The sequence below is a fragment of the Neorhizobium sp. T6_25 genome (assembly GCF_002968555.1).
In the GTDB taxonomy this organism is placed as follows: domain Bacteria; phylum Pseudomonadota; class Alphaproteobacteria; order Rhizobiales; family Rhizobiaceae; genus Neorhizobium.
Window position 1 is genome coordinate 64,557 of sequence record NZ_PVBL01000011.1, and the last position, 13,564, is coordinate 78,120.

Consider the following 13,564-nt stretch of genomic DNA (forward strand, 5'->3'; position numbering starts at 1 on the left):
ACATGCTGCGTAGCTTCGATCTTGTCCTAATCGGCGTGATGACGGCAGCGGCCGTCGTCACCTATTCGATCAAGCACCGCGCCGACGAGAAGCTCAGTGAGGTTCGCCGGCTGGAGTCGGAAATCAAGCTGGAGAAAGACACGATCGATCTCCTGAAGGCGGACTGGGCTCTGCTGACCCAGCCGAACCGCCTGCACCGGCTGATCAACGTCTACAGTTCCGAACTGGCGCTGGCTCCCACGGAGACGACGCAGCTCGCGATGCCGAAGGAACTGCCGATGCCCAAGGCCCGGCTTCCGCAGCCCGAGACCACAATCGAGGACATCATTGCCGGCAAGAACAGCGAGGTTGCCGCCGCGCTGAAGGGGGTCGCTGCCGCCAAGGCCAAGCCCGCCGCGAAAATCCCCGTGCCGCTGCCGCGCGGCCCCATCGAAGTCATTTCCACAGGATCGGTGAAACGCTGATGTCCTTCCTGTCCCGCATCATGATCGTCAAGAGCCGCGCGCATTTCTCCTCCGGCAGCCGTGGCCGCGGCTCCGAGAAGGCCTCGTTCGAGGGGACCCGCAAGCGCAAGTCCACCCAGGCGAAAAACCGCGTCGGTCTGCTGATCGCCGGTTTCACGGTCTTCTACTGCGTCGTCGGCGGCCGGCTGATGCAGTATGGCGTCGCGCAGCCGCTGACGACGTCGAGCATCCTGCCGGCGGACCGCCTTCTGGCGTCGCGCCCCGACCTCGTCGACCGCAACGGCGCGGTTCTGGCGACCGACATCCGCACCGTTTCGCTGTTTGCCGAGCCCAACAAGATCGTCGATGCCGACGAGGTGATCGAGAAGCTCTCGACGGTTCTGAACGACCTCGACGTCAAGGGCACCTATTCGAAGCTGACCTCGAACTCGCGTTTCCAGTGGCTGCGCCGCCAGTTGACGCCGAAGCAGCAGAGCCAGATCCTGGCACTCGGCATTCCGGGTATCGGTTTCCGGCCCGAGAAGCGCCGTTTCTATCCGGGCGGCCCGACCGCCGCGCATGTCGTCGGTTATGTCAATATCGACAACCGCGGCGTTGCCGGCATGGAGCGTTACGTCGACAATCAGGGGCTTGCCGATCTCGCAGCGGTCGGCATGACTTCCAGCCAGCCGCTGGAGCCGGTCAAGCTGTCCATCGACCTGCGTGTCCAGTCAATCGTCCGCGACGTCGTGTCCGAGGCGATCAGCAAATACCGGTCCATCGGCGCCGGCGCGGTCGTTCTCGATGTCCATACCGGCGAAATCGTCGCCATGGCGTCCGCGCCCGATTTCGATCCCAACAATCCCGCCGAAGGCGGCGAGGAGGGATGGTTCAACCGCATGTCGAACGGCACGTTCGAAATGGGCTCGACCTTCAAGTCCTTCACCATCGCCATGGGTCTAGATTCCGGCAAGGTGAACCTTCAGAGCACGTTCGACGCCCGGTTCCCGATCCGCATCGGCGGCTTCACCATCAAGGATTTCCACGGCAAGGGGCGTGTGCTGAGCGTGCCGGAAATCTTCCAGTATTCGTCCAACATCGGCACCGCCAAGATTGCCGATACGGTCGGCATCGAAGGCCACAAGGATTTCCTGACCAAGCTCGGCCTGCTGACGAAAATGCACACGGAGCTTCCGGAAGTCGCCTCTCCGAGCCAGCCGCGCGAATGGAAGAAAATCAATTCGGTCACCATTTCCTTCGGCCACGGTGTCTCGACGACGCCGTTGCAGACGGCGGTTGCCGGTGCGGCGCTGGTCAATGGCGGAAAGTACATCCCGCCGACCTTCCTGCCGCGCAACCGAGCAGAAGCCGACAAGGTCGCGAGCCAGGTGCTCAAGCCCTCGACCAGCAAGGACATGCGCTTCCTGTTCGAATGGAACGGCATCAATGGATCGGGCCGGAATGCGCGCGTCGCGGGCTTCAACGTCGGCGGCAAGACGGGTACGGCGGACAAGGTGGTCAATGGACGTTACGCCCATGACAAGAACTTCAACGCCTTTCTCGCGGCCTTCCCGATGGACAACCCGCAATATGTCGTGCTGACGTTCTGCGATGAACCGAAGACCGACAAGGGCAACGGCGCAGCGCTTGCCGCAACTTCTGCCGCGCCGATGGTCAAGGAGATCATCACCCGCGCCGCGCCCATTCTCGGTGTAAAGCCGAAATTCGGCAATGACGGTTCTGCCCTGCTTGTGTCTTATTGAGCGATAACAACTTGAGCGGACGATTCGAGGGGATGACGCTCAGAATGGACGATCAATCGATGAAATTGCGAGAACTCGCTGGACAGAACTTCCCGGAAATAGCCGACCTGATGGCCGGGCCTGCAGGCGATCTCCAGGTGACCGGCCTTACTTCCGACAGCCGGAAGGTTCTGCCCGGCATGCTCTTTGCGGCACTCGCAGGCACCAAGGCGGACGGTTCGAGCTATATCGGCGATGCCGCCACCCGCGGCGCGGTCGCGGCGATTGCAGGGCATTCGGCGGAAGCGGGCATTCCGGTTCTGGCCGTCTCCAATCCGCGCCGGCTCCTGGCACTGGCGGCCGCCCGTTTCTACCATGCGCAACCGGAAACCATGGTCGCCGTGACCGGCACCGCCGGCAAGACCTCCGTTGCCTCGTTCACCCGCCAGATCTGGGCGCATGCCGGCCATGCCGCGGCACAGATCGGCACGACCGGCGTGGTGTCGCCGACCCGCAACGACTACGGCTCGCTGACCACGCCCGATCCGGTCGAGCTGCAGAAGCTGCTTTCCGAACTGGCCGCCGAAGGCGTCACCCATGCCGCCATGGAAGCCTCCAGCCACGGCCTCGACCAGAGCCGGCTCGATGGCGTTCGTCTTGCGGCTGCCGGTTTCACCAATCTCGGCCGCGACCACATGGACTACCATCCGACCGTCGAGAGCTACATGGCCGCCAAGATGCGGCTTTTCGATACGCTGATGCCGAAGGGCGCGCCGGTCGTCATCTTCGCCGACGATGCCTGGTCGGAGGAGGCGATACGGGTGGCGACGGTCGCAGACCTCGAAGTCCGCACCGTCGGTCGCCGGGGTGATTACCTCTGCCTGAAGCGGGTCGAGCATTTCCGTCACAAGCAGACGGCCGAAATTCATGTCGGCGAGCAGATTTTCGAAGTCGACATTCCGCTCGCGGGGGATTTCCAGGTGGCGAACGCGCTGGTCGCGGCGGGACTTGCCATGTCGACCGGCGTTCCGGCTGCCGTTGCGATGGCTGCCCTCGAAAAGCTGGTCGGTGCTGCGGGGCGTCTCGAACTGATCGGCCAGACAAAAGCCGGTGCGCTCGCCTATGTGGATTATGCCCACAAGCCCGACGCGCTGGAAAACGTGCTGACATCCGTCCGCCCCTTCACCACCGGCCGCGTCATCGTGGTGTTCGGCTGCGGCGGTGACCGCGACAAGGGCAAGCGGCCGATCATGGGCGACGTGGCGACGCGGCTTGCCGATATCGTCATCGTCACCGACGACAACCCGCGTTCCGAAGTTCCGGAGGTGATCCGCTCCGAAATCATGGCGGCGGCTCCGGGCGCGATCGAGATCGGCGACCGGGCGAAGGCGATCCGCGAGGCGGTCGACATGCTTCGGTCGGGCGATACGCTGATCGTCGCGGGCAAGGGCCATGAGGAGGGCCAGACGATCGGAACGACGGTCCTGCCGTTCTCCGATCACGTCGAAGTCCGCAAGGCACTGGAGGAGCTGAGACCTTGAACTGGCTATGGACATCCGAGGATTTGACGGCTGCCATGGGCGGCCGCCCGATCGGTTCGCTTCCGGCGGGCATCACCGGCATTTCGATCGACAGCCGTTCCATCGGCCTGGACGAGGCTTTTTTCGCCATCAAGGGTGATCGCGTCGACGGCCACGACTATGCGAGCCTCGCGGTCGCCAACGGTGCGACGCTGATCGTCGTCAACGAGGCGAAATTGCCCGCGCTCGGCAAATTGACGGTGCCGATGATCGTGGTGGAGGACGTTCTCGCCGCTCTTGGCAAATTGGCGCTTGCGGCGCGTGACCGCAGCAGGGCCCGTATCGTCGCGGTGACCGGTTCGGTCGGCAAGACCACCACCAAGGAGATGCTGCGCCATGCGCTTGCGCCTTCCGGAAAGGTGCATGCCGCCGTCGCGTCCTTCAACAATCACTGGGGCGTACCGCTGACACTCGCCCGCATGCCGGCCGATACCGATTTCGGGGTCTTCGAGATCGGCATGAACCATCCCGACGAGATCCGCCCCCTGGTCAAGATGGTGCGCCCGCATGTGGCGATCATCACCACGATCGCCGCCGCCCATCTCGGCCATTTCAAGAACCTCGAGGAGATTGCAGCCGCCAAGGCCGAGATCTTCGAGGGCCTGGAGCCGGGCGGTTCGGCGATCCTCAACCGCGACATCAAGCAATTCGGCTTCCTGCAGAAAAAGGCGCAGGAAGCGGGCGTCTCGCATGTCCACACCTTCGGCCAGCACGCCAAGGCGGATTTCCGGCTGGCGGATTTCGAAGGCAACGGGGAAAACTCGGTCGTCTGGGCGGTGCTGAACGGCGAGACCTCGGAAGTCCATATCGGTGCTCCCGGCCGCCATATCGCCGAGAACGCCATGGCGGTCCTCGGCGCCTGCCTGCTGGTCGGCGCGGACATGGCTGGTGCCATGTCGGCGCTTGCGGGGCTGAAGCCGGTCAAGGGCAGGGGCGAGCGCCACCGCCTCGGCATTGGCGAGGGCCATCTGACCCTGATCGACGAGAGCTACAACGCCAACCCTGCCTCGATGCGGGCGGGGATCGCGCTTCTGGCGGCGGCGACGCCGGAGCTGACCGGCCGGCGGATTGCGGTCCTCGGCGACATGCTGGAAATGGGCGAGTTTTCCGCCAAGGTTCACGAGGAGCTGGCAGGTCCGCTGCTCGCCGCCGGTATCGAACATGTCTGGCTGGGGGGTGCGGAAATGACAGCGCTGCGCGACGCGCTGCCCGACAGCGTCGACGTGCAATATTACGAAAAAACCGCGAATCTCGCCGATTTTGTGGTGCGTTCGGTGATCCCCGGCGACGTGGTGATGGTGAAATCCTCGCTTGGCATCGGTTTCGGCAAGATCGTGGCCGCGCTTATTGACAACTACCCGGCATTCTCCGACACGGAACGCCACTAATTGAGACGCGGCTTCTAGAAAGGGCGCTGAATGCTGATCTGGCTTGTGGAACTGGCGGACAAAGTCCAATTTTTCAACCTGTTCCGGTACATCACCTTCAGGACGGGCGCTGCGCTCTTTACGTCTGCGCTGATCGTCTTCCTGTTCGGGCCGATGATCATCGCATCGCTTCGCCTGCGGCAGGGCAAGGGACAGCCGATCCGTGCCGACGGGCCGCAGACCCATTTCAAGAAGGCCGGCACGCCGACCATGGGCGGCTTGATGATTCTCGCCGGCATCGTCGGCGGCTCGCTGCTCTGGGCCGACCTTTCCAACGTCTATGTGGTTGCGACCCTGCTCGTCACGCTGGGTTTCGGCGCGATCGGCTTCTATGACGACTATCTCAAGGTCACCAAGCAGACCGACAAGGGCTTTTCCGGCAAGGCCCGCCTCGGCATCGAGTTCGTGATCGCCGGCATTGCGGTCTTCTTCATGATGCGGGTGGCGCTCGCCACCGGCCAGTCGAGCAATCCGACGCTCGGTACCTCGGTCGCCTTCCCCTTCTTCAAGGACCTGTTCATCAATCTCGGCGTCTTTTTCGTGCTGTTCGGCGGTTTCGTCATCGTGGCTGCCGGCAATGCGGTGAACCTGACGGACGGGCTCGACGGGCTCGCCATCGTGCCGGTCATGATCGCCGCGGCTTCCTTCGGCGTCATCGCCTATCTCGCCGGCAACGCGGTGTTTGCGGGATACCTGCAGATCAATTTTGTCCCCGGCACCGGGGAACTCGCCGTCATTCTCGGAGCGGTGATCGGAGCGGGCCTCGGCTTCCTCTGGTTCAACGCGCCGCCGGCCGCCATCTTCATGGGCGATACGGGATCGCTGGCGCTCGGCGGCCTGATCGGCTCGGTCGCCGTTGCCACCAAGCACGAGATCGTCATGGCGATCGTCGGCGGCCTGTTCGTGATGGAGACGCTGTCGGTGATCATCCAGGTCGGCTTCTTCAAGATGACCGGCCGGCGCGTCTTCCTGATGGCGCCGATCCATCACCATTTCGAGAAGCTTGGCTGGACGGAAAGCCAGGTGGTGATCCGTTTCTGGATCATCGCCGTCGGCCTTGCCATGCTCGGCCTTTCGACGCTCAAGCTGCGGTGACACGGCGATGATCGCGGTCACCACATTCAAGGACAAGCCGGTCGCGCTGTTCGGCCTCGGCGGCTCGGGACTGGCCACGGCCAGGGCCCTGGTAGCCGGCGGTGCGAAGGTGGTCGCCTGGGACGACAATCCCGACAGCGTTGCCAAGGCGGCGGCCGATGGCATCGCGACCGCCGATCTGCGCGGTATCGACTGGTCTGTCCAGGCCGCCTTCGTGCTGTCGCCGGGCGTGCCGCTCACCCATCCGAAGCCCCATTGGAGCGTTGACCTTGCCCGGTCCGCCGGCGTCGAGATCATCGGCGATGTCGAGCTTTTCGTTCGCGAGCGTCGGGCGCATGCGCCGGATTGCCCGTTCATCGCGATTACCGGCACCAACGGCAAATCGACGACCACAGCGCTGATCGCCCATATTCTCAAGTCGAGTGGCCGCGATACCCAGCTCGGCGGCAATATCGGCACCGCGATCCTGACGCTCGATCCGCCGAAGGCCGAGCGCTACTTCGTCGTCGAATGCTCATCCTACCAGATCGATCTGGCGCCGACGCTCAACCCGACCGCCGGCATCCTGCTCAACCTGACGCCTGATCATCTCGACCGCCACGGCACCATGCAGCATTATGCCGACGTCAAGGAACTGCTGGTTGCCGGTAGCGGCACGGCCGTGATCGGCGTCGACGATTCGTTCTGCGCCCTGATTGCCGACCGCGTCGAGCGGGCCGGTGTCGCGGTCAAGCGGATTTCCAAGCGGGTCGTCGTTGCCGACGGCCTCTATGCCGAGGGCAGCCGGATCATTGAGGCGCATGGCGGCGCGGCGTCGCTGCTTGCCGATCTCGACGGTATCGAGACCCTCAAGGGCAGCCACAACGCCCAGAACGCGGCGGCGGCGATCGCCGCCTGCCTGGCGGTCGGCGTGTCGCGGGACGAGATCCGGGCGGGACTGAAATCCTTTCCCGGTCTGAAGCATCGAATGCAGCCGGTCGGCCGCCGGGGCCAGGTCGTGTTCGTCAACGATTCGAAGGCGACCAACGCGGATGCGGCAGCGCCGGCGCTCTCCAGCTACGACCGCATCTACTGGATTGCCGGCGGCCTGCCGAAGGAGGGTGGCATAGTCAGCCTCGCTCCACTCTTCCCGCGTATCGTCAAGGGCTATCTGATCGGAGAAGCCGCACCGGCATTCGCGGCGACGCTTGGCGAGGCGGTGCCCTACGAGATTTCGGGCACGCTCGAAAAGGCGGTCGCGCACGCAGCGGCGGATGCAGGAGCCGACACGACACCGTCCGCGGTGATGTTGTCGCCGGCCTGCGCCAGCTTCGATCAGTTCAAGAATTTCGAGATTCGCGGCGATGCCTTTGTCGGCCATGTCGCGGGTCTCGACGGCGTCACGATGTTGGTCGATTTAGATTGATCGAGACGGAAAAGGGGAACGACAGATGGTAAGCCGCGCAGACCGTGGGCCGCTCGCAGACTGGTTCTGGACGATCGACCGTTTCTTCCTCGTCGCCTTCGTTTTGCTGATGGGCGTCGGTTTCATGCTCTCCTTCGCCGCCTCGCCCGCGGTCGCCGAGCGTATCGGCCTCAGCAGTTTCCACTTCGTCGAGCGCCACGCGCTGTTCCTGCTGCCGTCGCTGGTGGTAATGGTCGGCCTGTCCTTCCTGACGCCGCGGCAGGTGCGGCGAACCGCGATCGTCCTCTTGATCATCTCGCTGACGCTGATGGTGCTGGCGCTGTTCTTCGGCGTCGAAGTCAAGGGATCGCGGCGCTGGATCGGCGTCGGAATGTTCTCGATCCAGCCGTCGGAATTCATGAAGCCGGCCTTCGTCGTCGTCTGCGCCTGGCTGTTTGCAGAGCACGCGCGGCAGCCGGAAATCCCCGGCAATCTCTTCGCGATCATCCTGTTCGGCATCGTCGCGGCACTGCTCGTCGCCCAGCCCGACCTTGGCCAGACGATTTTGACCAGCGTCGTCTGGGGGGGGATGTTCTTCATGGCCGGCATGCCCTGGCTGTGGATCGTGCTGCTCGGCGGCGTCGGTGCGGGCGGCATCGTCACCGCCTATTACATGCTGCCGCACGTGACTGCCCGCTTCGACAAGTTCCTGACCGGCGAGGGCGACCGCTTCCAGATCGAGACCGCGCATGAAGCGATCCTGCAGGGCGGCTGGTTAGGGCAGGGGCCTGGCGAGGGCATCGTCAAGCGCATCCTGCCGGACAGCCACACGGACTTCGTGTTCTCCGTTGCAGCCGAAGAATTCGGCATTATCTTCTGTATGGCACTTGTGGCGATCTTCGCCTTCATCGTGCTGCGCGGCCTGAACCACGCCTTCAAGGAGCGCAACGACTTCAACCGGTTCGCGGTCGCTGGCCTCGTGCTGCAGATCGGCATGCAGTCGCTCATCAATATCGGCGTCAATCTCGAACTCATGCCGGCCAAGGGCATGACGCTCCCCTTGATCTCCTATGGCGGCTCCTCGATGATCGCGATCTGCATCACTGCAGGCTTCATCCTGGCGCTGACCCGCCATCGTCCGGAGAAGCGAGCGCAAGAGCGGAGCCTGTTCCGGGTCGCCCAGGGCGTACCCGCGGAGTAAAAGTCCAATGACCAAGGGCATCGTATTGCTTGCCGCCGGGGGAACCGGCGGTCATGTGTTTCCGGCGGAAGCGCTGGGACACGAACTGAAGGCGCGGGGTTATTCCGTGCATCTCGTCACCGACAGCCGGGCCGAGCGTTATGCCGGCACGTTTCCGGCCGACGAAATCCATGTCGTTCCATCCGCCACGTTCGGATCGAAGAACCCGATCGCGCTCGCCCGCACCGGCTGGAAGCTGTGGACGGGCCTGCGGGCCGCGCGCCGCCTGATAGGCCGCCTGAAGCCGCTCGCCGTCGTCGGTTTCGGCGGCTACCCAACCGTGCCGCCGCTGATGGCCTCGACCGCCATGGGCGTGCCGACGATGATCCATGAACAGAACGCCGTGATGGGCCGCGCCAACAAGGCACTGGCCGCCAAGGTCCAGGCGATCGCCGGCGGGTTCCTGCCGGAGGGCAGCGGTCCCTATGCGGACAAGATCGTCACGACGGGCAATCCGGTGCGTCTCGCCGTGCTTGCGGCCTCCAATATTCCCTATGTCGCCTCCCGCGGCGACGATCCGTTCCGGCTGGTCGTGTTCGGCGGCAGCCAGGGCGCGCAGTTCTTCTCGTCGGCCGTGCCGACGGCGCTCAGCCTGCTCGACCAGGCCGAGCGGGATCGTGTCGTCGTTACCCAGCAGGCGCGTCCGGAAGACAAGGATCGGGTCAGCTCCTGCTTTGCGAAGCTCAAGGCACCCGCCGATATCTCGTCGTTCTTCTCCGACATGGCCGACCGGCTGGCGACGGCACATCTGGTCATCTGCCGCTCCGGCGCCTCGACCGTGTCGGAAATTGCGGTGATCGGCCGGCCGGCCATTCTCGTGCCTTACCCGCATGCTCTGGATCACGACCAAACCGCCAATGCCGCGGCGCTGGTGGCGACCGGCGGTGCGAAAGTCGTGCCGCAGTCGGAGCTTTCTCCGGAAAAGCTCGCCTCGATCATTTCGGGTGCGATGAAGGATCCGGACAAGCTGGAAAGAATGGCGGCTGCGGCCAAGTCCGCCGGACGGCCGAATGCCACCGGCCAGCTTGCGGATCTGGTCGTGGCGATCGCGGAGCGGAAATCGATTTCGGAATTTAAGGGAGTGCGCGCATGAAGATGCCGAAGGCCATAGGGCTCGTCCATTTCATCGGCATCGGCGGTATCGGCATGAGCGGTATCGCCGAGGTGCTGCATAATCTCGGCCACAAGGTCCAGGGATCCGACCAGGCCGATGGCGCCAATGTCCAGCGACTGCGCGACAAGGGCATCCCGGTCTTCGTCGGCCACCAGGCCGAGAATATCGGCGATTCCGAGGTGGTCGTCGTCTCAACCGCGATCAAGAAGAACAATCCGGAGCTGATGGCGGCGCGGGAAAAATCGCTGCCGATCGTGCGCCGCGCCGAAATGCTCGCCGAGCTGATGCGCTTCCGCAACGCGATCGCCATCGGCGGCACACATGGCAAGACCACTACGACCTCGATGGTCGCCGCGCTGCTGGAGGCAGGCAGCCTCGACCCGACCGTCATCAACGGCGGCATCATCAACGCCTATGGCACCAATGCCCGCATGGGCGCGGGCGAGTGGATGGTGGTCGAGGCCGACGAATCGGACGGCACCTTCCTGAAGTTGCCCGCCGATGTCGCCGTCGTGACTAATATCGATCCCGAACATCTCGACCATTACGGCAATTTTGACGCGGTGCGCGCCGCCTTCCGGCAGTTCGTCGAGAACGTGCCGTTCTACGGGTTCGGCGTGCTCTGCCTGGATCATCCGGAAGTGCAGGCGCTGGTCGGCCGCATCGAAGACCGCAAGATCGTCACCTATGGCGAAAACCCCCAGGCGGATGCGCGTTTCTCGAATGTCCGCATGGAAGGCACCAAGTCGATCTTCGACGTGGAAATCCGCCGTCGCCGCACCGGCCGGGTGTTCCAGTTCAAGGATCTTGCACTGCCGATGCCCGGGCGCCACAACATTTCCAACGCCACTGCCGCGATCGCCGTCGCCAACCGGCTCGGCATTTCGGAAGAGGATATCCGCAAGGGGCTCGCCAATTTCAGCGGCGTCAAGCGGCGCTTTACCCTGACGGGCACCTGGAACGGCGTTTCGATCTTCGACGACTACGGTCACCATCCGGTGGAGATCAAGGCCGTGCTGCGGGCAGCCCGCGAATCGTGCCAGGGCCGCATCATCGCGGTGCACCAGCCGCATCGTTACACGCGTCTGTCGAGCCTCTTCGAGGATTTTGCCAATTGCTTCAACGATGCCGACAGCATCATCCTGGCGCCGGTCTACGCCGCCGGCGAGGAGCCGATCGAAGGTGCCAATTCTGAAACGCTGATTTCGCGCATCCGTTCGGGCGGCCATCGCGACGCAAGATACATGGCATCGCCGACGGAACTCGCTTCGATTGTATCGGGCATTGCGAAGCCGGGTGATTTCGTGGTTCTTCTGGGAGCGGGCAATATCACACAGTGGGCCGCGGCGTTGCCGAAGGAACTGGAAAGCATATCGGGACAGTAGGAAATGAAACAGGTGAACGGGGAAAAGCTTCTGGCGTCGTTGGGGGATGACGTCAACAAACTGCGCGGAAGGCTGACGCCGGACGCGCCGATGGATCGCGTCACCTGGTTCCAGGCCGGCGGGCTCGCCGAACTGATGTTCCAGCCCCATGACGTCGACGATCTCGTGACCTTCCTGCAGATCCTGCCGGAAGAGGTGCCGCTGACGGTGGTCGGCGTCGGTTCGAACCTGCTGGTCCGCGACGGAGGCATTCCCGGTGTCGTTCTGCGTCTCTCGGCCAAGGGTTTCGGCGGGGTCGATCTCGTCGGTGACAACCGCATCAAGGCCGGCGCGATCTGCCCCGACAAGCACATTGCCGCAATGGCGATGGACAACGGCATCGGCGGTTTCGCCTTCTATTACGGCATCCCCGGCTCGATCGGCGGCGCTCTGCGCATGAATGCCGGCGCCAATGGCGGCGAGACGGCCGGGCGCGTCGTCGAAGTGCATGCCGTCGACCGCAAGGGCGGCACGCATGTCTTCTCGACTGCCGAGATGGGCTACAGCTATCGCCATTCCTCGGTCCCGGCGGACATGATCTTTACCCACGCGGTCTTCGAAGGATATCCCGAGGAGCGGGCAAAGATCCGCGCCGAGATGGATGCCGTGCGTCAGCATCGCGAGACGGTGCAGCCGATCAAGGAAAAGACCGGCGGCTCGACCTTCAAGAACCCGGAAGGCCATTCCGCGTGGAAGCTGATCGACGAGGCAGGCTGCCGCGGGCTGGTCAGCGGCGGAGCACAGATGTCGTCGCTCCATTGCAATTTCATGATCAATATCGGTTATGCCAGCGGCTACGACCTCGAATATCTCGGCGAGACCATTCGCCAGCGGGTCTTCGAGCATTCCGACATCAAGCTCGAATGGGAAATCAAGCGCCTCGGCATCTTCATGCCCGGCCGCGAGGTGAGACCCTTCCAGGGCATGACAAGCGAATGACAGGTGACCGGCCGTAGGCTGAGACACGAGCGTCCTGCCGACATACACGATTTTATCGCCAAATTTATTTTTGAACAGTGGCTTACGGCGGTTCTCTCACGTGTCGGTTTCATAGACCGGGGCGGGAATCGCCGCCTTAATGTGAACGTGTTCTTCAGAACGTGCTTATTCATTGAGCATTCATGAGCGTGTATTGCATAATGCCCCTGTCTTGAAACGAGATTCGTGCCAGGAGCCGGCAGGGTGCCGGGGGGCACGAGCAGGGGGATATTCATGTTTAAAAAATTAGCGGCCGAGTTTTTCGGCACTTTCTGGCTTGTCTTCGGTGGATGCGGCAGCGCGGTTCTGGCTGCCGCATTTCCGGATCTCGGTATCGGCTTCGTCGGCGTCGCGCTCGCGTTCGGCCTGACGGTGCTGACCATGGCTTATGCCGTCGGCGGCATTTCCGGCGGGCACTTCAATCCGGCGGTCTCGGTGGGACTGACGGTGGCGGGCAGGTTCCCGGCATCGAGCCTGCTGCCTTATGTCGTCGCCCAGGTGGTAGGGGCGGTCGTTGCGGCGCTGGTTCTCTATCTCATCGCCTCCGGCAAGGCTGGTTTCCAGCTCGGCGGCTTTGCGTCCAACGGCTATGGCGAGCATTCGCCCGGCGGTTATTCGTTGACCTCCGCGCTGTTGATAGAACTGGTTCTCACCGGTTTCTTCATCTTCATTATCCTGGGCGCGACCGGACCGAAGGCACCGGCCGGGTTTGCTCCGATCGCGATCGGCCTTGGGCTGACGCTGATCCACCTGATCTCGATCCCGGTCACCAACACCTCCGTCAACCCGGCACGTTCGACCGGCGTCGCGCTGATCGTCGGGGACTGGGCTGTCGCACAGCTTTGGCTTTTCTGGGCGGCACCGATCGTCGGCGCCATCCTCGGCGCGCTGGCGTGGAAGCTGGTGGACGATTCGGAAGAGCGGGCCGCGGCCTGATTTTCAGAAGAACGGCGCGTTCCGCCGAAGTAAGAGAGCCCGCGAAGCCGCACGCTTCGCGGGCTTTTCCGTGCCTCGAACTCTCAAGAATCGCAGTCCGATTTGAAAGGCTCCACCGTCCTTTTATTGCCGTTCCGAATGTTGCCGCAAACTCGGCGTTAACATCCAGCGACTCGATTTTTCCTTTGTTTTCATGCTTTT

General features: G+C 63.4%; 11 protein-coding genes. All 11 read left to right on the forward strand.

The window, feature by feature from the left end; translation table 11 throughout:
* The first annotated feature begins 2 nt into the window (after nucleotides 1-2).
* The 11 genes from C5L10_RS16635 to aqpZ all read left to right on the forward strand — a co-directional run bounded on the left by C5L10_RS16635 (nucleotide 3) and on the right by aqpZ (nucleotide 13,363).
* Nucleotides 3-464, forward strand: coding sequence for a hypothetical protein (locus C5L10_RS16635; RefSeq protein ID WP_046667577.1), 462 nt, complete (start codon nucleotides 3-5; stop codon nucleotides 462-464).
* Nucleotides 464-2,206, forward strand: coding sequence for a penicillin-binding protein 2 (locus C5L10_RS16640; RefSeq protein WP_105430582.1), 1,743 nt, complete (start codon nucleotides 464-466; stop codon nucleotides 2,204-2,206). Before C5L10_RS16635 ends, C5L10_RS16640 begins: the two co-directional genes overlap by 1 nt.
* A 59-nt stretch (nucleotides 2,207-2,265) precedes the next feature.
* Entirely contained in the window at nucleotides 2,266-3,726 is a 1,461-nt protein-coding gene (locus tag C5L10_RS16645; RefSeq protein WP_105430662.1) for a UDP-N-acetylmuramoyl-L-alanyl-D-glutamate--2,6-diaminopimelate ligase, read from the forward strand.
* Nucleotides 3,723-5,153: a UDP-N-acetylmuramoylalanyl-D-glutamyl-2,6-diaminopimelate--D-alanyl-D-alanine ligase gene (locus C5L10_RS16650; RefSeq protein WP_105430583.1), complete on the forward strand. Its 1,431-nt coding sequence runs from the start codon at nucleotides 3,723-3,725 to the stop codon at nucleotides 5,151-5,153. The genes C5L10_RS16645 and C5L10_RS16650 overlap by 4 nt, the downstream gene beginning before the upstream one ends.
* A 30-nt stretch (nucleotides 5,154-5,183) precedes the next feature.
* On the forward strand, nucleotides 5,184-6,287 hold the full coding sequence (gene mraY / locus C5L10_RS16655; protein ID WP_046633517.1) for a phospho-N-acetylmuramoyl-pentapeptide-transferase: 1,104 nt from the start codon (nucleotides 5,184-5,186) through the stop codon (nucleotides 6,285-6,287).
* Nucleotides 6,288-6,294: 7 nt separating this feature from the next.
* Nucleotides 6,295-7,692, forward strand: coding sequence for a UDP-N-acetylmuramoyl-L-alanine--D-glutamate ligase (gene murD / locus C5L10_RS16660; protein WP_105430584.1), 1,398 nt, complete (start codon nucleotides 6,295-6,297; stop codon nucleotides 7,690-7,692).
* A gap of 25 nt (nucleotides 7,693-7,717) precedes the next feature.
* Nucleotides 7,718-8,872: a putative lipid II flippase FtsW gene (gene ftsW / locus C5L10_RS16665; RefSeq protein ID WP_105430585.1), complete on the forward strand. Its 1,155-nt coding sequence runs from the start codon at nucleotides 7,718-7,720 to the stop codon at nucleotides 8,870-8,872.
* Nucleotides 8,873-8,879: 7 nt separating this feature from the next.
* On the forward strand, nucleotides 8,880-10,004 hold the full coding sequence (gene murG / locus C5L10_RS16670; RefSeq protein ID WP_105430586.1) for an undecaprenyldiphospho-muramoylpentapeptide beta-N-acetylglucosaminyltransferase: 1,125 nt from the start codon (nucleotides 8,880-8,882) through the stop codon (nucleotides 10,002-10,004).
* Nucleotides 10,001-11,410: a UDP-N-acetylmuramate--L-alanine ligase gene (gene murC / locus C5L10_RS16675; RefSeq protein ID WP_105430587.1), complete on the forward strand. Its 1,410-nt coding sequence runs from the start codon at nucleotides 10,001-10,003 to the stop codon at nucleotides 11,408-11,410. Before murG ends, murC begins: the two co-directional genes overlap by 4 nt.
* A gap of 3 nt (nucleotides 11,411-11,413) precedes the next feature.
* Nucleotides 11,414-12,388 (forward strand): UDP-N-acetylmuramate dehydrogenase, encoded by a 975-nt coding sequence (gene murB / locus C5L10_RS16680; RefSeq protein WP_046633527.1) that lies wholly within the window; start codon nucleotides 11,414-11,416, stop codon nucleotides 12,386-12,388.
* Nucleotides 12,389-12,661: 273 nt separating this feature from the next.
* On the forward strand, nucleotides 12,662-13,363 hold the full coding sequence (gene aqpZ / locus C5L10_RS16685; protein ID WP_105430588.1) for an aquaporin Z: 702 nt from the start codon (nucleotides 12,662-12,664) through the stop codon (nucleotides 13,361-13,363).
* Nucleotides 13,364-13,564: the final 201 nt, after the last annotated feature.